This window comes from Pyxidicoccus trucidator (assembly GCF_010894435.1).
GTDB classification, from domain to species: domain Bacteria; phylum Myxococcota; class Myxococcia; order Myxococcales; family Myxococcaceae; genus Myxococcus; species Myxococcus trucidator.
Map to the genome: position 1 here is coordinate 116,368 of NZ_JAAIXZ010000009.1, position 17,872 is coordinate 134,239.

A 17,872-nucleotide genomic window follows, 5' to 3' on the forward strand; every position below is an offset into this window, starting at 1 on the left:
CCGTCGCCTCAATAGAAGTGCGCCGACGCCCGCCGTGACGCTCAGTGCTCCCGCAGGGTGTCATGCAGGTGCGCATGCACGCTGCGCCAGATGCCGTGCTGCCGCTCAATCGGGTCCATGACCGCCATCCCCACCGCGGTGGCGGGAGAGCTGCCCTGGAAGGCGGAGTACTGACGCACCCGGGTGCCCCCCTCTCCGTCGCCCTCGAAGACGAAGCGGTTCGTCCCCCGCAGCGGGTGGCCGTCCAGGGTGGTGATGTGCAGCGTGTTCGACTCCGGCTCCAGCCGGACGGTGATGGGTGCCCACACCGGCGGCATGCCCTTCTCCTCCAGGAACAGCTTCGCCCCGTCCGTCAGCGTGGCCACGGCGGGCCGCACCTGGATGCCCGCCGCCTCGAACACCGCCCCTGGGTTGCGCACGAAGTAGGCGTAGACCGACTCCGGGGCGACGCCCGGGATGGCGCTGGTGTAGTCCGTCAGCGACGTGGGGGCGCCCTGGATGGGCGGGCTCGCGTCCAGCATCCGCAGGTGCTGGCGGGCGTACGCGTCCACGATGGCGCCGCCCCCCATCACCAGGCTGGCCGCCGCGGCGTTGGACTGCGCGGCCGTGAGCCCCGCCTGCTTCACCTGCTCGGCCAGGTTGCCCATGGGCTGCGGAGGAAAAGCGCCGCCGATGGCGAAGTCGAAGCGGTTGTCCGCCCCCGTCTTCGGGCCGGAGCGGGGCCCCGTCACCGGGGTGCCCTCCCGCGTCCCACCCTCGAAGCCCCGGTACACCTCCACGGAGATGGCCGGAGCGGAGGCCGGGGCACGGGAAGGCGCCGGCCGTGTCGAGGACAGGGCGTGTGCGGCGTTGGCCCCCTCGGTGTCGACGAGGCCGGGGGTGGAGACAGGAGACGTCGGGGAAGGGATGCGGGACATGCGGGCGCCCTTTCGCAGGCACGAGAAGCCCCGCCCGGTTGCAGCCCCTCCGCCAACTCCCATCCCAGTCCCGTCAAACACTTGCAGCCCACGCCCATCCCACTTCTCGTACGGCCATCCACGCTTCCGGATGGCCCCCTGCTCGCGGCAGGTCGGCACGCGAGGAAGCTTGTCGCTCGGTCCGAACGCGAACGCGCCCGGTGCATCCCCAAATGAAAAGTCTGAGACAAATGCCCATGCGACAAGTCTGGGGGCGTCCCGTTTGAAAGATGAGGCTCCCCGCCACTCTCCCTGCGGAACCTCACGTTCATCCAAGGGAGAATCACGAGAACGCCATGCAGATTGATGCCCGCCTCGCGGCGCTGCGCGCCGAGCTGGACAACACCGTCCTCTTCACGAAGCAGCTCCTGATGGAGTGGAACCACGGCGGTCCGGGCGGCGGCAACTAGCAGCAGCCAGCGGTTCGTCACGCTCCGGGCGCCTGTCTGTATTTGGGCGCGCGCCCGGAGTGCAGCCCCCTGCTCTCTCTCCCTGGAGCACTCCGTGAGCCCTGGTATCAATCCCCACAGCCTGCCCGCCATCCACCTCGCCGGACTCCTCTCAGAACAGGCGTCTCGCGCGCATGGGAGCACCCCTGGGCCCTTTCTTCGGGCGCTCTCCCGGGTGAATGCGATTGGAAGAGACTTCAACTGCATCACCGCTGGCGATCCCAACTGGCTCACGGACCTCGGGCTGCGTCGCTCACCGGAGCCCCGCGAGTACTTCCACGCGCACGCGAGTGCGTTGCTTGATGAGCGCATGCCTCGCGACGTCCTTGGCTCGCTTGGCGGGGTCGACCACTGCCTCCATGCCCTGTCGGTGCGTCGCGGCGGGCCCGCGCTCTCGCCCTCCTTCGACTTCGGGCCGTTCGTGCGAGACGCGGCCGCGAACGACGTGTCGGTACTTAGCCAGGTCTTGCACTGCTATGTGAATGTGCTGGGGAGCTGGGAGGACGCGGAGAGCCTGGTGCGCCCGCTGGTCCCCGTCGCTCGGGATTTGAAGTCGGGCGACATTCCCGCCTTCGTGCTCACGTGCGCCGCCAACGTCCTGGCAACCAGCGCGGACCCGGCCTGTCGTGAGCTCTACCAACTGGCCAGCGTACGCTGGCAGGATCCGCAACAGCGGCTGTTCACCCAGCTCCGCCTCGCGGCGGCGGAGCTCAAGCGGCTGCTGGACGCCGGGCGCACCGAGGCAGCGCTCGACGAGGCAGCCCGTCTGGCCGCGGCACTTCCTCACGCACCGGACGCCACGTTCTGCGGTGCGCTGGTGAAGAACCTCCGGGCGCTCGCGCGAGTGCGTGCGAAGCGGCTGGACGAAGCGGAGGTGCTCATCTGCGAGGCGTGGCGGGAGCTGGAGGCCAGCCCCGCCGCGAGCCTGACCCTGGAGCCGCGCGTCGGCGACCGCTACCGCGTCCAGGTACTGGAGAACATGGCCCTGCTGGCGAGCATGAAGGAGGACTGGGCACGGGCGGTGGAGGTGTTCGAGCGGGCCGCTGCACTGGCGGGCCAGCACCATCCCGAGTCGCTCGATGAGGCACTCTCCCTCCTGGGCTTCGCGCTCATCCGCGCGGGGCAACCCTCGCGAGCCCTGGAGCTGCTGCTCCCCGCCGAGTCCCGTGTCGCCCAGCACGTCGCGCCGCTGCGACTGCGGCAGATCTGGAAGCTGATCGCCGTGGCGTTCGACGGCGCGGGTGACCGCGTGTCGGCAGGCACCTGGCTGGGCAGGCTCGAGCAGTCCGAGGCCGGGGAACGCCTGACGTTCGCGGGGGCCTGATGGATGCCATCGAGGCGCTCTCGCTGCGCCGGACCTACCGCGTGCGGGAAGGCTTCCTGCGGCGGAGGGGCCGAGAGGTCGAGGCCGTCCGAGGGGTGAGCTTCTCGGTCCGCCCGGGAGAGCTGTTCGGGCTGCTCGGGCCCAACGGCGCGGGGAAGACCACCACCCTGAAGATGCTGGCCACGCTGCTGCTGCCCACCTCGGGAACAGCCCGTGTGCAGGGCTTCGATGTGGCGACGCAGACGCGGCAGGTCCGCGAGCGCATCGGGTTTGTCTTCGGCGGCGACCTGGGCTTCTACCTGCGGCTGTCCGCGCGGGACAACCTCCGCTACTTCGCCGAGCTGGCGGGCGTCCCCCCACGCGAGCAGTCCCGGCGCATCGCCCGGATGCTGGACGTCGTGGGGCTGAGCGGCCGTGAGCACGCGCGCGTCGAGACCTACTCCCGGGGCATGCGCCAGCGCCTGCACATTGCCCGGGGACTGCTGCATGACCCTCCGGTGGTGTTCCTCGACGAGCCCTCCATCGGCGTGGACCCTGTGGCGGCCCGGGAGCTGCGGGCGACCATCGCCGCGCTCAAGGCCGAGGGCAAGGCGGTGCTCCTGACGACGCACTACATGCTGGAGGTGGATGCGCTGTGTGATCGGCTGGCCATCATCGCCCAGGGCGTGCTGGTCGCCGAGGGGACGCCGGATGCGCTGAAGTCGACCCTCGCGGACCGCAAGGTGGTGGAGCTCGAGGTGGGAGGCGCGAGCCCCGCGGAGGTGGAGCGACTGCGGCACGTCCCGACTGTCACCGGCGTCTACGTGGAGGAGCGAGACGCACGGCAGACCCTGCACGTGCAGACCCGTGAGGGAGAGCAGCTCATCCCCGAGCTGTTGCGGGTCCTGTCCGGCACTCGGGTGGTGCGGGTGTCCTCGCGGGAGCCCACGCTCGAGGACGCCTACATCGCGCTGGTGACGAAGTCCGCGGTGCCTGCTCCAGGGGGCTCAGCATGATGCGACCGGGAAGGCCGTGGCGCGCGGTCCGCTTGCTCGCGGTGGGCTGGTGGTTCCACCTGGGCATCCTCTCGCGCTCGGGCTTCTTCCTGCTGCGCGCCATCTTCGAGCCGCTCATCTTCGCCACGCTCGCCCTCCTCCTGTTCCGTACGGGAGGCCACAGGGGCTCGCTCCTCGATGCGGCCCTGGGGGCTGGGATGATGGGCGCCTGGGCCTCCGCGCTGACCTCCATGGGCATGCTGCACTGGCAGCGCGCCCAGGGGACGCTGGAGCTGCTCATGAGCGCGCCCGCGTCGCCAGTCCTCGTGGTGCTTCCCCTGACGCTCGCCCCCGCGACGCTCGGCGCGTACTCGCTGGCGGCGACGCTGCTGTGGGGGCGGCTCCTGTTCGGAGTCTCACTGGATTTCGCGCACCCCGGCCTCTTCTGCCTCGCGGCGGTGGTGACGCTGGGCAGCCTGGGAACGATGGGGCTCTCCCTCGCGGCGGTCTTCCTCCGCTACCGGCAGGCGTTCCTCGCCGAGCGGTTCCTCACCTATCCGCTGTGGCTGCTGTGCGGCCTGCTGGTGCCGGTGTCCCTGTTGCCGGCGTGGACCGCTCCGGTGTCCTGGCTGCTGGCCCCGACCTGGGGACTCCGCGCCCTGTCCGCCGCCGCCGCCGGCGGCCCCGTGCTCCCCGCCCTGGGAATGTGTCTGGGGTTGGGGCTGGCCTCCCTCGCCGTGGGCGCCGGGCTCTTGCGGCAGCTCGAACGCAAGGCCCGCGAGGCCGCCACCCTCTCCCTGTCATGATGAATCCCCGCTCCTGGTTTCGCCTCTTCTTCCTCGGGGGACTCCTCTCCTATCGGGCCTTCTTCGGGGTAGCGACGCCGTGGCTGTACCTGCCCACCTTGATGGCCGTCCCGCTGGTGCAGGTCCTCTTCTTCGCCTACCTGGGGCGCCACTCGGGTGTGGCGGATGACGCGTTCTTCGTGGTGGGCAGCGCGCTCCAGTCGTGCTCGGTGTCCAGCCTCGTCGGCATGACCGCCGCCGTGGCGGGTGAGCGACACCTGCGGACCCTGCCGCTGCTGCTCATCTCCCCCGCGCCGCGCCTCCCCATGTTCCTGGGCCGGGCGCTGCCGGTGACGCTGGACGGGTGCTTCGTGGCGCTCTTTGGCCTGCTCGCGGGGACGGTGCTCCTGGACTTCTCACCGCCATGGGGCTCGCTTCCCCTGTTGGCGCTCACGGTGCTCGTCGCGGTGGCCTCCTGCACCGGGCTGGGGTTGGTCCTGGGCGCGCTCGGCCTCTGGGTGCGGGACATGTATCTCTTCACCAACCTGGCCGGGCCCGTGCTCCTGCTGCTGTGCGGCGCTGTCGTCCCGGTGGAGCTGCTACCCGAGGGACTCGGACACCTGAGCCGCCTGCTCCCGCTGACGAACGGCATCGCCGCGGCGCGTGCGGTGGTGGCGGGCGCCGACCTGTCGCAGGTCTCCGGCGCGCTGCTTCGGGAGGCAGGCCTCGCCGCGGCCTTCTCGGGCCTGGGCTACCTCCTGTTCCGCACCTTCGAGCTCCGCGCCCGGCGGGACGCGACCCTGGAGGAGGTGTGAGGCACCTGAGGGGCCCTGCCACTGGGCCCGCAAAAGCAGGAGGGCCGGCCCCCCACCTTCGCGGGAGTACCGGCCCTCATGACTCACTCAGCGGAAGCGGCTTGTTGCCGCCCCGGCACTACGACTGGCGGAACTCGGCGTCCACCACGTCGTCCTTCTTGCCCGTGGCCTGCGAGCCCGGAGCCGCGGAGGGCCCGGCGCCCGGAGCACCCTCGGCGCCCGGCGCGCCGCCGGTGGCGCGGTACATCTCCTCGGCGGCCTTGTAGCTGGCGGCCTGGAGCGTATCGAGCGCGGTCTTGATGGCGTCCTTGTCCTGGCCCTCGCGAACCTGGTTGAGCCCCGCCACCGCGTCCTCGAGCGCCTTCGCCGTGTCGGCGGAGAGCTTCTCCTTGTTCTCCTTCAGCAGCTTCTCCGCCGCATAGGACTGGCTCTCGGCCTGGTTCTTCATCTCCACCAGCTCGCGGCGGGCCTTGTCGGCCGCCTCGTTGGAGCGGGCGTCGTTGACCATCTTCTCCACCTCGTCCTTCGCGAGGCCGGACGAGTGGGTGATGGTGACCTTCTGCTCCTTGCCGGTTGCCTTGTCCTTCGCGTTGACGTTGAGGATGCCGTTCGCGTCGATGTCGAACGTCACCTCGATTTGCGGCACGCCGCGCGGCGCGGGAGGCATGCCCGTCAGGTGGAAGCGGCCGAGGCTGCGGTTGTCGCCCGCCATCTCGCGCTCACCCTGCAGCACGTGGATCTCCACCTGCGTCTGGCCGTCCGCGGCCGTGGAGAAGGTCTCCGACTTGCGCGTGGGGATGGTGGTGTTGCGCTCGATGAGCTTCGTCATCACCCCACCCAGCGTCTCCACGCCCAGGCTCAGCGGCGTCACGTCCAGCAGGAGGATGTCCTTCACCTCGCCGGAGAGCACGCCCGCCTGCACCGCGGCGCCCACCGCCACCACCTCGTCCGGGTTCACCGAGCGGTTCGGCTCCTTGCCGAACAGCCGCTTCACCGCCTCCTGCACCTTCGGGATGCGGGTGGTGCCGCCCACGAGGACGACTTCGTTCAGGTCCTTCGGGTCCAGCCCGGAGTCCTTGAGGCACTTGCGGCACGGCTCCAGCGAGCGCTCGACGAGGTCGTCGATCATCGCCTCGAACTTGGCGCGCGTGAGCTTCACGTTGAGGTGCTTGGGACCGGACGCGTCCGCCGTGAGGAACGGCAGGTTGATGTCCGTCTCCATCGCGCTCGACAGCTCGATCTTCGCCTTCTCAGCCGCCTCCTTCAGGCGCTGGATGACCATCTTGTCCTTGCTGACGTCCAGCCCGGTGTCCTTCTTGAACTCGGCGATCAGCCAATCCATGATCCGCAGATCGATGTTGTCGCCGCCCAGGTGCGTATCACCGTTGGTCGCGAGCACGTCGACCACGCTCTCGCCCACCTCGAGGATGGACACGTCGAAGGTGCCGCCGCCGAAGTCGTAGACGGCGATCTTCTCGTCCTTCTTCTTGTCCATGCCGTAGGCGAGCGCCGCCGCCGTCGGCTCGTTCACGATGCGCCGCACCGTGAGGCCGGCAATCTCGCCCGCGTCCTTGGTGGCCTGGCGCTGGGCGTCGTTGAAGTACGCGGGGACGGTGATGACCGCCTCCGTCACCTTCTCACCCAGGTAGTTCTCCGCGGCGCGCTTCAGCTTCAGCAGCACCTGCGCGCTGATCTCCGGCGCGCTGTACTGCTTGCCGTCGATGTCCACGCGCGCGTCGCCATGGGGGCCCCGGGCGACCTTGTAGGGGACCAGCTTGGCCTCCTCGGTCACTTCGTCGTGGCGCCGGCCCATGAAGCGCTTGATGGAGTACACCGTCCGCTCAGGGTTGGTGATGGCCTGACGCTTCGCCACCTGACCGACCAGACGCTCACCGTCCTTCGTGAACGCGACCACCGAGGGCGTGATGCGGCTGCCTTCCTCGTTGACGATCACCTTGGGCTCGCGACCCTCCATGATCGCAACCACGCTGTTCGTGGTGCCCAGGTCGATCCCGATAATCTTGCCCACGGTTCGTATCCTCCGGAAAAGACTGCGTTTTTCTCAAAAGCTCCTGATGTACGCCCAACGTAACCACCCACCCCCTGCTGTCAAACCGGGGAAGGCACTCGGGGCCCGTCTGGAGGAAGGTGTGACTTCCGGGTGCGTAGCGCAGTGCGCAGGCAGGCATGCGCCGCGTCACGCCCGTGCCACCAACACGGCACGGGTGCGTAACGCGCTCTACACCGCTGTCACCCCGCGGTAGCAACCGGGCGGGCTCACGATCAGCAGCCAACGCTGCAACCCCTTGGAATCTCATGCCTGCCCGCCTGCTGACGCCCCGCGTCAGGGCTTGGCGAGAAAAGTGCACACTCCGGCCGGCGTCGCCATCGGGTCCCCCCAGCCCAAGCAACCCAGGAGCCTGCCGCATGCTCGTCCAGCCCCTCCGCTCCCCTGATTTCCGCCGTCAGAGTGCGACGGACGTCACCGCCGAGCCGAAGGTCGCGGTGCTGCTCAACGCCAACGCCCGCAAGGTGGACGCACGGGTGGTGAAGTCGCTGTCGCACGTGGTGCCGGAGCAGGACCTGTTCCTCTCCCGCTCGCCGCTGGACGCCCGGCGCATCACCCAGACGGTGCTGGAGCGGGGCTACCCCATGGCCTTCACGGGCGGCGGCGACGGCACCTTCATGGGCTTCGTGAATGAGGTGCTGCACCAGGTGGGGCCGCGCGGCCGCTTCGCGGGCCAGGCCGCGCCCCGCTTCGGCATCCTCAAGCTGGGCACGGGCAACGGCATCGCCAATCACGTCAACGCCTCCAGCACGCGCGGGGACGGCATCCTCAACGACGTGCTGCGCGCCCGCACCGGCGAGGTGCCCGGCTACCGCCCCATGGATTTGCTGATGGTGGACGGCCAGCGCGCGCCGTTCGCCGGCCTGGGCGTGGATGGCAAGGTGCTCAACGACTACATCTGGGTGAAGGAGAACCTGGGCAAGGGGCTCTTCAAGAACGTCCTCAGCGGCAGCGGCGGCTACTTCTCCGCGGTGGCCTGCAAGACGGTGCCCCACTACCTCACGAACTCCACCTGGGTGGAGTGCGAGGTCATCAACGGCCAGTCCGAGGCGTACCGGCTGGGCGCGGATGGCCGCCCGGTGGGTGACTCGCTGGCCCCCGGCGCCACGCTGTTCCGCGGCCGGCTGATGATGGCGGCGGCGGGCACCATGCCCTTCTACGGCTACGGCTTCCGCATGTTCCCCTTCGCTGGTGAGCGTCGCGGCTTCATGCAGCTGCGCCTGAGCCAGGTGAAGCCGGCGAACGTGCTCGCGAACCTGCCGAAGCTGTGGAACGGCCGCTGGTTCCCCGAGGGCCTGCACGACTTCCACGCCCGCGAGGTCACCATCCGCTTCGCCCGCCCCATGCCCTTCCAGGTGGGTGGCGACGCGGCCGGCTACCGCGAAGAGGTGTCCCTGTCCGTTGCGCCCGAGTCCATCGAGCTGGTGGACTTCAACGGCTCGATGAACTGAAGCAGGCCGTAGGCAGTCGGGCCCCGGCGCCACTTGGAGGGACGCCGGGCCTGACAGCCGCCTCGCATGCTGACTGATTAGCCGCGATCTCTCGACGCCGGAGGCTTCTCGCCCGGCTCCTTGCGGCGGCCCACGACGAAGGCATAGCTGACGCTCGCCTTGCCGTTGCTCTCGCGGTGCAGGGCCAGCTCCTGGCGCAGCCCCGCCGCCTGCGGGCCCGCGGGCGCGGCCGCCAGACTCGCCTCGATGTCGCGGTAGAGCATGTCCAGCTCCGTGTCGTGGAGCGTCTCCGCGGACTCCGGCTCGTAGCCGGCGCCCTCCAGCGTCTGCAACAGCTCGCGCGGCAGCAGCAGCGGTGCGCCCACGCGGCGCTCCCAGAAGTCGAGCGTGGCCTTGGGCGCGAAGCGCCCCACCCTCGCGGGGAACGTCAGGCCCAGGCGGCCGCGCTTCGCCAGGAGGGCGCGCATGCCCGCCAGCGTGGGCCGCAGCGGGTACAGCACCTGGCCCTGGATGAGGATGCCGTTGAAGGCGCCCTCGGGCAGGCCGAGCGCGTCCAGCGACACGCGCCGCACCTCGAGCCTGTCGGCGAGCCCCTGGGTCCGCACGCGCTCGCGCAGCGGGGCCAGCAGCGCCTCGTCCGTGTCCGCGGCCACCACCGAGCAGCCCAGCTCCCGGGCCAGCAGCAGCGCGGCCTGCCCGTCCGGGCCGCAGCCGAGCACCAGCACCCGTGAGCCCGGCTCCAGCTGCGCCACCTTGGCGAAGCGTCGCGTCGAGTCGTCCGAGGCGAACGCGCGACGGACGCCTGCGGGGTGGAACAGCGGAAAGGACTCAGCGGGGCTCATGAGCTTCCTAATATACCTGCCCCGTCCGGACTTCCAGCCACGCACCCGGGCCTTTCGCACCGGGCGGCCGGGGCCCCCGCCTCAGAGGTAGTAGACGACCCGCTCGTCCTTGTGGAGCTCCGCGTAGATGGCGCGTCGGTGTTCCTCGGACAGCAGGTACACCGACACGCTCAGCGACACGTACGTGCCCTTGCTGCTGGGCTGCTCGTGGATGGAGTCCGGGGAGATCTCCGTCCCCATCAGCTTCCGGAACAAGTCCCTCACGTGCTCGGCGAAGCCGGACTCCTTCTTGCCCATCACCTTGAAGGTGTAGACCGTGGGGTACTCGATGAGGGGCTTCTTCTCCTCTCCCTCCGCGGGGTTGCTGTTTCCAGGGCCGTCCTTCGTCATGGCACGTCTCGTCGGTTGCTCTTCGGGGCGCAGGCGCTAGAGCAGGTTGGCGGCAAGCTCGGCCAGGGCGCTGCGCTCACCCTTGGCCATGGTGATGTGCGCCGCGATCTTCTCGCTCTTGAAGCGGTTGACCACGTGCACCAGTCCGTTGTTGGTCGAGTCCACGTACGGGTTGTCGATCTGGAACGGGTCTCCGGTGAGGATGATCTTCGTGTTGTCGCCCACGCGGGTGATGATGGTCTTCACCTCGTGCGGCGTGAGGTTCTGCGCCTCGTCCACGATGATGAACTGGTTGGGCAGGCTGCGGCCACGGATATACGTGAGCGGCTCGATTTCCATCAGCCCCAGGTCCAGCAGCTCGTGGTAGCCGCGCCCGGCCTTCTTGTCGGAGCGGCTGAGGTTCATCAGGAACTCCACGTTGTCGAAGATGGGCTGCATCCAGGGGTTGAGCTTCTCCTCGACGCTGCCCGGCAGGTAGCCGATGTCCCGCCCCAGCGGGAAGATGGGCCGGCTCACCAGCAGCTTCTGGTAGAGGCCCTCCTCCGTCACCTTCTGCAGGCCCGCGGCGATGGCGAGCAGCGTCTTGCCCGTACCCGCCTTGCCGACAATCGTCACGAGCTTGATGTCGTCGTTGAGCAGCAGGTCCAGGCAGAAGGTCTGCTCCATGTTGCGCGGGCGCACGCCCCACGTGCCGTCCTTGATGGAGCGCGCCAGCGGCACCAGCCGGCTCTTGGTCCCATGGAAGCGGCCCATGGCGGTGTGGGACGGGTTCGTCTCGTCCTTGAGCAGCACCACCTGGTTGGGGGCGAGCGTGTCCGTGTCGGGCAGCTCCACCTCCGCGCCCTGCTTGTACATCTGGTCCACCAGCTCACGCGGGACGAGCCGCTCGGTGAAGCCGGTGTACAGCTCGGTGATTTCCACCCGCTCCGCGTCGTAGTCCTCGGCGATGAGGCCGAGCGCGTCCGCGCGGATGCGGAGGTTGGTGTCCTTGGTGATGAAGACGGCCTGGGTCTCCGGCTCCTTCTCCATCAGGTCGATGGCCACCGCGAGGATGCGGTTGTCCATCAGGTTGCTGTCCGCCATGGACAGCGGCAGCTCGCGGTCGGTGAAGTTGACGCGCAGCATGCCCCCGTGCGGCAGGGGCACGCCCTCCTTCAGCGAGCCCTCCGCGCGGAAGGAGTCCAGGTAGCGGGCCACCAGTCGTGCGTTGCGCCCCAGCTCGGAGAGATCTCGCTTGAACTGATCGATCTCCTCGATGACGTAGATGGGGATGATGACGTTGTTTTCCTTGAAGCCGTAGATGCTGCGCGGATCATGGAGGAGGACGTTGGTGTCGAGGATGAAGTTCTTTCGCATCGTGGGTTGCGCGACCTGAAGGTTCGGGTGCGACCGCGAGGGACCGTGCGACGGGGCTTCTTCTGACGCCCAATATAGACACCGCCCCGGGGGGAAACAGCCAGCTTGTCGCCTGGAAGGACGGCTGTCCGATACCCCACGCCCCGCACGCGAGCCAGCGCGCCGCGCATTTTCGCTCGCGGCTTCAGGCCCTGGACATTGAACGTCCGGGCCCCCTGCCCCCACTCCCAGGCCGCCACAGCCCTGTAGCGGCCTGTGGCGGGCTAGTGCATGGCGACGGGCGCGAGCGGGTCATACCCGAGCAGCTCCGCCACCCGCTCGGGCGGCGGCCCTGGCGGCATGCGCTCCCAGGGGAAGCGCTGCTGGAGCGCCTCCTCGTCCAGGGCGAGGGGCTGCCGGGCGCCGACCTGGAGCGCGTCGTCCCATTCCCGGGTGTCGAGGTGCTGGATCAGCCGGCGGCTCAGCGGGGACAGCATGGGAGTGGGCATGAAGGGGACGGGCTGGCCCCGGGCGTCGCGCATGCAGCCCAGCTCCACCGCCCAGGCCAGGAGCCAGCGGGGGCGCTGTTGCCCGGCCCCCTTGAAGGCGAGGAAGCGCCCCTGGGCGGCGCCGTCCACGAAGAGGAAGCGACGCTCATAGACGCAGGCGGCGGAGAAGGTGGTGGGGATGAGGGCCAGGGCCTCGGCGCCGATGCGGCGGGCCATGAGCAGCAGCAGGTCCAGGATGGGCCCGGAGAGGGCCAGGCCGGGGTGGCTCTGCCCGGGCAGGGGGGGCCGGTTCCAGTCGAAGGTGCGGCCCGGGTGCTGGAGGAGCAGCGAGTCCACGTAGAGCAGCGGCGCGGTGGCGAGCGCGTCGTCCAGGCCCACCTCGGCGCCAATGGTCTTCCGCAGGCAGAGGTCGGCCACGGGGGCGTAGAAGCGGCGGCTCCAGAGGACGAGGCGGGGGCGGTACGGGTCCTCGCACTGGACGCGCAGCTCCACGGGGCCCACCCGCTCCTCCACGCGCTGGATGAGGCCGTAGGCGCGCAGGGCCCGCTCCAGGCCCTCGGGGCTGTAGGTGCCGAAGACGAGTTCCCCGCGGAGCTGCTGGGGGGTGCCGAGGCCCAGGTCCTCGAGGGAGAGCTCGGGGCTCTCGGAGCCAGCCAGGTCCGCCCCGCTCAGGTGCTGGTAGATGCGGCGGAAGCGGGTGTTGATGGGCTGCGTCCGAGGCATGACGGCCTCCTATTCGTATCGGATGTCCACGACGGTGAGCTCGATTTCGCCCCGGGGGCGGCGCACCTCGACAGAGTCACCCACGGCCTTGCGCAGCAGCGCGCGGCCGATGGGGGACTCCACGCTGATGCGGCCTCCGGCGGCGTCGATCTCATCGGAGCCGACTATCTGATACGTGGTGCGAGCTCCGTCCTCGTCCTCCAGGGTGACAGTGGCCCCGAAGTAGATTCGTGCACGGTCGCTCTGTTCAGCGGGCGTGACGATGGTGGCGGTGTCCAGGCGCTTCGTCAGGAAGCGGAGGCGGCGGTCTATCTCCCGCAGGCGCTTCTTTCCGTAGATGTACTCGGCGTTCTCACTGCGGTCGCCCTGGGCGGCGGCGGCTGAGACTTCGGCGGTGACCTTGGGGCGCTCCGTGTTGAGCAGGTGGACCAGCTCGCGGTGCATGCGCTCGGCGCCTGTCCGGGTGAGGTAGCGGCGGAACGGGGCCCGCTCCTCGTCGTCCTCGCCGTCGTCCTGCTCGGGGTGTAGGTCCTGGGACATACCCCTTGTATACAGCCGGACTGTGACTCCGGAGTGGCGGCGGGGGGCCGGACGTTCACCGGAAGTCGGCGGGGGGATGTCAGGAAGCAGCCGGTGTGCTCGCCAGTGGAAAGCGCTGGGGAGTGCTGGTAGGAAGCGCCAGCCCGGGGGGCTTCCCGGGTGTTTGGCTGCGGTACGAAAAAAGAATAGTGCGAGTCGCTAGCTCAGCTGGTAGAGCACCGGCCTTTTAAGCCGAGGGTCGGGGGTTCGAGCCCCCCGCGACTCATGTAGTAGAGAAGTAGAGCCGTCCCCGTCGTCTAGAGGCCCAGGACGCTGGCCTTTCAAGCCGGTAACACGGGTTCGAATCCCGTCGGGGACACTCAGAAGCAGAAGAAAATCACGGGGTTGGACGGGTCAACCGTCCAGCCCCGTTCGTTTTCGTCCACCCGAGCGCTGTTAGAACGCTGTTAGCGCGAGCCCCTAACAGCGCCTACCGCAAGGGCCGCGCCGTGCTCTGCCCGGCAGGCTCGGGGCCACGGTGGCGACGCTGAGCGCTACGCAGGGGGCGATCACGAGCCGGAGCCGGCCCCCACGGAGCTGCAAGGGGCCAGCGGCGGGCCGATGCTCGCCTAGCGCGTGCTGACCTCGTCCTGTGAAAGCCCGTGCCTGCGGGGACGCCCGAGCCCCATCTCGACCATGACCTCGCCGGACACCTTCGCGACCTCCATCAGCTCTGCCGCCGCGCCCTCTTTGCCGAAGTGCCCGCCGAGCCACCCGCGCAGCTCTGTCGCTAGCTCCCCTGCCGTCTGGTAACGCTTGGCGGGCGAGCGCTGAAGGAGCTTGCACAGCGGCAGGCGGAGGCTTTGGGGGAGCTTTTCCGTTACCGCTTCCACATCCGCCTGCGTGTACGTCGCCGCGCGCCAGATCGTCGTCTCGACCGCCGAGTCACAGCCCGCCAGCCGGGCACGGGGGACGGCGCGCTCGACGCGGGCGAGCTGCCTTCGTGAAAGCGTCGCCTTTGCCGCTTCGGAGACCCCGTCAGGCGCGTCGAGCAGGTTCTTCCCCGTGGACAGCTCCAGCATGACGAGCCCGAGCATGAAGAGATCCGAACGAGCATCCACGCGACGACCTAGGAGCATCTCCGGTGAAGCGAAGTAGGCATCCCCCGGCAAGCGGCGCTTGGAGGAAACGACGCGACCGGGTAGCCGGGAGAGTGCGAGACCGAAGTCGGAGACCTGTACCCCACCCTCCCAATCGACGAATACGTGCTCCAGGTCGATCGCCCGGTGGACGATGCCGAGCGGGTTCCCCTTTTCGTCCTTCGCTGAGTGCGCGTGCTCAAGAGCGCTCGCCACCTGCTCGCCGACGTACAGCGTGAAGAACGGAGAGAACCACCGATCGCATTCCGAAATGATCGCGAGCAAGTCGTCGAGCTTGTGACCGACCGGGTGCTCGGTGATCACGTACCAAGCAGTTTCCGCCTTGTGCAGACCGTGAACGCGAAGGATCCCCGGATGCTCAAGGTACGTGGAAAGCCGCACCTGCTCTTCCAGCTTCGCCCGTGCCCGGCAGACGCTCCGAGCCTCCCTGCCGCTCGGCAAACCGACCGCCTTGAGCAGCACCTTCCCCCGAGGGTGGTTCCCCTCAAGCGTCCGGCGCCGCGCGACGAAGAGATTCAGCCCGTGGTGGGCCTCTCCCAAGTCTTCGCGGAACTCGTAGGCATGCGTACCGTCGTTGAACAGAATCGCCCCCCTGGGGAGCTTGAACTCAATTGCCGGCATCCTCGATCCTCCCGCCACTCGCGCGGGCACCGGGCCAGCGCGACACAGGAGCACGTTACCCAGGGGATGACGGGAATTGGAACTCCCTCACAGGGTGGGGTGTCGCCGCGCGGGCATGAGCCAAAACCGGACCACCTACCCGACACGTCACCCTGCGGGGACTCTCAACGCCATCCGGAAACAGGCTTGCCGTTGGTTCCGTTCCAGGTCTTCCCTGCCGAGTCCTTCAGCTCTTTGGCCGGCACATCCACCACGAAGCACACGGGAAGATCGTCCTTTCCAGGCAGCTTCACGCGGTCGTACTTCACGATTACCCGTCCCGGGTCCCCTTCGCGCGTCTTCTCGGGAATGAGGAAGACCTTCCCGCCAAGGAACCGCGTGCCTGGAGGAGCGACCTGCAATTGCCGAGGGTCAGTGACTCCCTTCGGGACGACTCCAACCACGTCCGTGCCTGCGGAGAACCAGGGCTTATCTTCCTTCCCCATCCGGTCGTCGATGAGCACCGAAAACCGCTCACCGTCGACCCTCCAGCCAAGTTCTTCCTCCATGGCCTGCGTTGCACCGGATGGGCACGAGAAAGGTTCGGGCCTGACCTGGACCCCTGGACAACCTGCCGCAAGTGCGGCGACGAGCGGCAGCGCCTTGCACACGTCCGGCAGGGGGGGCGCCTTCTGGCCGCGTCCGGCTCGCGCCTGCTTCGGGGCTTCGGGTCGCTGGGTCTTCACGGTTGAACCTTCCTTCTGAACGGCGGCAGTTGACGGGCCTGCGTCCCCTGGAAGCATGGGGGCAGGCGCGGACATATCAGGCGAGACTGTCTTCGGGAGCGCGGAAGGGACGCTAGGGGGCACCGGGCGCGCGACGACGTGCGGCTCGGCGGTCGGCGCGGGCGCTTCCTGGGGAACGTTCCAGAGGGCCACGACGGCGGCAAGCACGGCGACAGCGGCACCCGCCGCGAGCTTCCCCAACCTGCGCAGGCGGGGCTTGCCTGTCGCCTCCAACGTAACCGACACCTCACCGTCGGCGGGCTCGGGCTGCCGCTGTTCCGAAGGTGGATGCACTGGCGCCGTGTAGTCCGCCCCCGGGTCCGCTTGAAGTTCCGCCAGCTCCCGGCGAAGCACTTCCGTATCAACGGGGCGCCGCTCGGGATCGCGGGACAGCATGGATTCGACAAGGTCGCTGAGCGCTGCGGGGACGCGAGCGTTCACCACCTTTGCAGCTAGAGGCGCGGCAATCGGGTGGTTGAGGGTGAAGCGATCTCGGAGCTGAGTCGGCCGCGCGTCGGTCAGCAACTCATAGAGCATCGCGCCTAACGCGAAGATTTCGTCGGCCACCTGGAAGGCGTATCGCGCCCGGTGCTCGTCTATGTGCTCCCTCAGAAACCGGAATTGCTCAGGCGCGCGGAAACGGTCTGTGCCGGGGGGCAGCCCCTTATCGGTCAATTCATCCGCTTGGCCGTGAGTCGCACAGCTAAAATCAATGATGACCGGCTCTCCGTCGCTCTTCCGAATCAGCACGTTTTCGAGCTTCAAGTCGCGGTGAAGAATGCCTTTGCTGTGCATGTAAGCCAGCGCCGAAGCGAGCTTCACGAACACGCTCAGAATCTCGTGCGCGGTTGGGTGCTTGCGTTCCTTCCACTCTCCGAGCGTCCAGCCGTCTACGTAATCCAGCACAAGGAACACGTTCCCTGTTTCCGCGTACCCGAACCCGCGAGGACTGATGATGTTCTGATGGCTCAGCGTCAGCAGAATCGCCAACTCACGCACAACGCGGGCATGGGTTTTCTTTTCGTCCCCGCTGGCGTCGCGGTGTCGCGCGAGCTTGAGCGCGTGTGGCCTGCCGTTCTTCTCGACAAGGTAGACGACAGCAAACCCGCCGTTACCTAGTTCCTTCACGACGTGCCATCCGTCAATCACCGTGCCGGAAGGCAGGCGGATTAAGCTCAAAGTCATCGGTCGCCCTCCGTAAAGCGAACATCCGGAATCACGAGGCTACGCCCACCCGAACCGCGCACCTCCAAAGCGAAGACCTCGCCCGTGCTCGCCGGCAACGTGTCCGCAACGGCGAGCACCCGCAGCGATGCCCCCGGAGCAATCTCCCCGTTGCCGACTGTCACAAGCCGGGCCCGCAGCGTGACACCCCGCCTGCCCGTAAAAATCGCCTCGCGCGGCGTCCACGATTGCCGACCGGCTGAGTTCCAGATCACCACGTTCACCAGCGCCCACTTAGCCCCGCGAAATGACCTCCCTGGTTCTGAACGCAAGCCCCGCGTCTCGTCCTGAGCCGAGGGAACCGTGCCCGCTTGAACGCCGCTCTCGTCGACGTAGCCGAGCAGCACGAAGTCTTCGGGCCTGGGAGGGGGGCGCGGCGCTTCGGCGGGGCAGGCGGCTGCCGGCGGCTCGCGGCGTTCCACGTCGATCCGTGCGTCCGCTTCGGCAGGGTCGGTCACGAGCACGAACGCCGCCCGTGCCGGTGCGCGCCCGTCCGCGAACAGAACCGCAAGCTCGTGTCGCTCGCCCGGCCGGAGATCCTCCACGGGCTGCACGATGATCGAGCGCTTGCCCACGTCGAGAACTCGGATACGCGATCCGTTGCCCGGAACCGCCGCCGTGTCGACCGTGAGCGGCTGCTCGTCAACCGTCAGCGTGCTTTCCGCGATCGCCGTCGGAAAGAACAGCAACGTCGGCGCTGCCGCTTCGACGCGAATCTCGGGCAGCGGTTCGGCCGGGTTCACGACGACAGCGACCGGCCGCTGCCGCGCCGCGCGCCCCGGTGCCGCATCAGCTCGCGGCGCAGCTCCCCCCAGCAGCGCGAGCACAAGGGCCAATCTAACAGGTTGCAGCAAAGGTGCATGACCTCCTGAGACGGCACCCTAGCATCGCCTGCGCCCGCGCAGCGCCCCCTTCCCTACGGCTGGGAACCTGGCCCCGCGCCCCGGTACGGGGTGCAAAGTG

General features: G+C 68.6%; 15 protein-coding genes and 2 tRNA genes. 7 read left to right on the plus strand and 10 right to left on the minus strand.

Annotated elements, in window-relative coordinates; translation table 11 throughout:
* Window positions 1-41: 41 nt before the first annotated feature.
* Window positions 42-917: a hypothetical protein gene (locus G4D85_RS24965; protein ID WP_164016316.1), complete on the minus strand. Its 876-nt coding sequence runs from the start codon at window positions 915-917 to the stop codon at window positions 42-44.
* Between the two features lie 543 nt (window positions 918-1,460).
* On the opposite strand from G4D85_RS24965, the gene G4D85_RS24970 reads away from it, so the two are divergent.
* Genes G4D85_RS24970 through G4D85_RS24985 form a run of 4 tightly spaced genes read left to right on the plus strand, consistent with a single transcriptional unit; the run spans window position 1,461 to window position 5,303 of the window.
* Window positions 1,461-2,729: a tetratricopeptide repeat protein gene (locus G4D85_RS24970; protein ID WP_164016318.1), complete on the plus strand. Its 1,269-nt coding sequence runs from the start codon at window positions 1,461-1,463 to the stop codon at window positions 2,727-2,729.
* Window positions 2,729-3,724, plus strand: coding sequence for an ABC transporter ATP-binding protein (locus tag G4D85_RS24975; RefSeq protein WP_164016320.1), 996 nt, complete (start codon window positions 2,729-2,731; stop codon window positions 3,722-3,724). The genes G4D85_RS24970 and G4D85_RS24975 overlap by 1 nt, the downstream gene beginning before the upstream one ends.
* Window positions 3,721-4,509, plus strand: a complete 789-nt coding sequence (locus tag G4D85_RS24980) for an ABC transporter permease (RefSeq protein WP_164016322.1) — start codon at window positions 3,721-3,723, stop codon at window positions 4,507-4,509. The genes G4D85_RS24975 and G4D85_RS24980 overlap by 4 nt, the downstream gene beginning before the upstream one ends.
* The gene (locus G4D85_RS24985; RefSeq protein ID WP_164016323.1) at window positions 4,506-5,303 is read left to right on the plus strand and encodes an ABC transporter permease; all 798 of its coding nucleotides are present in this window, start codon (window positions 4,506-4,508) and stop codon (window positions 5,301-5,303) included. Before G4D85_RS24980 ends, G4D85_RS24985 begins: the two co-directional genes overlap by 4 nt.
* A 118-nt stretch (window positions 5,304-5,421) precedes the next feature.
* Here G4D85_RS24985 and dnaK read toward each other — a convergent pair whose 3' ends face one another.
* Complete coding sequence (gene dnaK / locus G4D85_RS24990; protein WP_164016325.1) at window positions 5,422-7,332, minus strand: molecular chaperone DnaK; 1,911 nt, start codon at window positions 7,330-7,332, stop codon at window positions 5,422-5,424.
* A 398-nt stretch (window positions 7,333-7,730) separates the two neighbouring features.
* Between dnaK and G4D85_RS24995 the strand changes: the two genes are divergently transcribed.
* A complete protein-coding gene (locus G4D85_RS24995; protein ID WP_164016327.1) occupies window positions 7,731-8,822 on the plus strand; it encodes a diacylglycerol/lipid kinase family protein in 1,092 nt (363 codons plus the stop codon).
* Window positions 8,823-8,899: 77 nt separating this feature from the next.
* Here G4D85_RS24995 and G4D85_RS25000 read toward each other — a convergent pair whose 3' ends face one another.
* The 5 genes from G4D85_RS25000 to greB form a co-directional block, all read right to left on the minus strand.
* The gene (locus tag G4D85_RS25000; protein ID WP_164016329.1) at window positions 8,900-9,664 is read right to left on the minus strand and encodes an SAM-dependent methyltransferase; all 765 of its coding nucleotides are present in this window, start codon (window positions 9,662-9,664) and stop codon (window positions 8,900-8,902) included.
* An 81-nt stretch (window positions 9,665-9,745) separates the two neighbouring features.
* Window positions 9,746-10,054 carry an HP0495 family protein gene (locus G4D85_RS25005; RefSeq protein WP_164016331.1) on the minus strand — a complete coding sequence of 103 codons (309 nt, stop codon included), beginning with the start codon at window positions 10,052-10,054 and terminating at the stop codon, window positions 9,746-9,748.
* 36 nt (window positions 10,055-10,090) lie between these two features.
* A complete protein-coding gene (locus tag G4D85_RS25010) occupies window positions 10,091-11,410 on the minus strand; it encodes a PhoH family protein (RefSeq protein WP_164016333.1) in 1,320 nt (439 codons plus the stop codon).
* Between the two features lie 263 nt (window positions 11,411-11,673).
* A complete protein-coding gene (locus G4D85_RS25015) occupies window positions 11,674-12,621 on the minus strand; it encodes a deacetylase (RefSeq protein WP_164016335.1) in 948 nt (315 codons plus the stop codon).
* 9 nt (window positions 12,622-12,630) lie between these two features.
* Window positions 12,631-13,161, minus strand: coding sequence for a transcription elongation factor GreB (greB, locus tag G4D85_RS25020; RefSeq protein WP_164016337.1), 531 nt, complete (start codon window positions 13,159-13,161; stop codon window positions 12,631-12,633).
* A 192-nt stretch (window positions 13,162-13,353) separates the two neighbouring features.
* On the opposite strand from greB, the gene G4D85_RS25025 reads away from it, so the two are divergent.
* Together G4D85_RS25025 and G4D85_RS25030 are read left to right on the plus strand one after the other, a co-directional pair.
* Window positions 13,354-13,426: transfer RNA gene (locus tag G4D85_RS25025), tRNA-Lys, on the plus strand.
* 20 nt (window positions 13,427-13,446) lie between these two features.
* Window positions 13,447-13,519: transfer RNA gene (locus tag G4D85_RS25030), tRNA-Glu, on the plus strand.
* A 250-nt stretch (window positions 13,520-13,769) separates the two neighbouring features.
* On the opposite strand, the gene G4D85_RS25035 is transcribed toward G4D85_RS25030, so the two are convergent.
* The 3 genes from G4D85_RS25035 to G4D85_RS25045 all read right to left on the minus strand — a co-directional run bounded on the left by G4D85_RS25035 (window position 13,770) and on the right by G4D85_RS25045 (window position 17,736).
* Entirely contained in the window at window positions 13,770-14,921 is a 1,152-nt protein-coding gene (locus G4D85_RS25035; RefSeq protein WP_164016339.1) for a serine/threonine protein kinase, read from the minus strand.
* Between the two features lie 164 nt (window positions 14,922-15,085).
* A complete protein-coding gene (locus G4D85_RS25040) occupies window positions 15,086-16,870 on the minus strand; it encodes a serine/threonine protein kinase (protein ID WP_164016341.1) in 1,785 nt (594 codons plus the stop codon).
* Window positions 16,867-17,736, minus strand: coding sequence for a DUF2381 family protein (locus tag G4D85_RS25045; RefSeq protein WP_240359485.1), 870 nt, complete (start codon window positions 17,734-17,736; stop codon window positions 16,867-16,869). The genes G4D85_RS25040 and G4D85_RS25045 overlap by 4 nt, the downstream gene beginning before the upstream one ends.
* Between the last annotated feature and the right edge of the window lie 136 nt (window positions 17,737-17,872).

Bases quoted from the DNA above. Each gene is read 5' to 3' on its own strand.
- G4D85_RS24965 (WP_164016316.1), bottom strand. From the start codon at position 917: ATGTCCCGCATCCCTTCCCCGACGTCTCCTGTCTCCACCCCCGGCCTC.
- G4D85_RS24975 (WP_164016320.1), top strand. From the start codon at position 2,729: ATGGATGCCATCGAGGCGCTCTCGCTGCGCCGGACCTACCGCGTGCGG.
- G4D85_RS24980 (WP_164016322.1), top strand. From the start codon at position 3,721: ATGATGCGACCGGGAAGGCCGTGGCGCGCGGTCCGCTTGCTCGCGGTG.
- G4D85_RS24985 (WP_164016323.1), top strand. From the start codon at position 4,506: ATGATGAATCCCCGCTCCTGGTTTCGCCTCTTCTTCCTCGGGGGACTC.
- G4D85_RS24995 (WP_164016327.1), top strand. From the start codon at position 7,731: ATGCTCGTCCAGCCCCTCCGCTCCCCTGATTTCCGCCGTCAGAGTGCG.
- G4D85_RS25000 (WP_164016329.1), bottom strand. From the start codon at position 9,664: ATGAGCCCCGCTGAGTCCTTTCCGCTGTTCCACCCCGCAGGCGTCCGT.
- G4D85_RS25005 (WP_164016331.1), bottom strand. From the start codon at position 10,054: ATGACGAAGGACGGCCCTGGAAACAGCAACCCCGCGGAGGGAGAGGAG.
- G4D85_RS25010 (WP_164016333.1), bottom strand. From the start codon at position 11,410: ATGCGAAAGAACTTCATCCTCGACACCAACGTCCTCCTCCATGATCCG.
- G4D85_RS25015 (WP_164016335.1), bottom strand. From the start codon at position 12,621: ATGCCTCGGACGCAGCCCATCAACACCCGCTTCCGCCGCATCTACCAG.
- greB (WP_164016337.1), bottom strand. From the start codon at position 13,161: ATGTCCCAGGACCTACACCCCGAGCAGGACGACGGCGAGGACGACGAG.
- G4D85_RS25035 (WP_164016339.1), bottom strand. From the start codon at position 14,921: ATGCCGGCAATTGAGTTCAAGCTCCCCAGGGGGGCGATTCTGTTCAAC.
- G4D85_RS25040 (WP_164016341.1), bottom strand. From the start codon at position 16,870: ATGACTTTGAGCTTAATCCGCCTGCCTTCCGGCACGGTGATTGACGGA.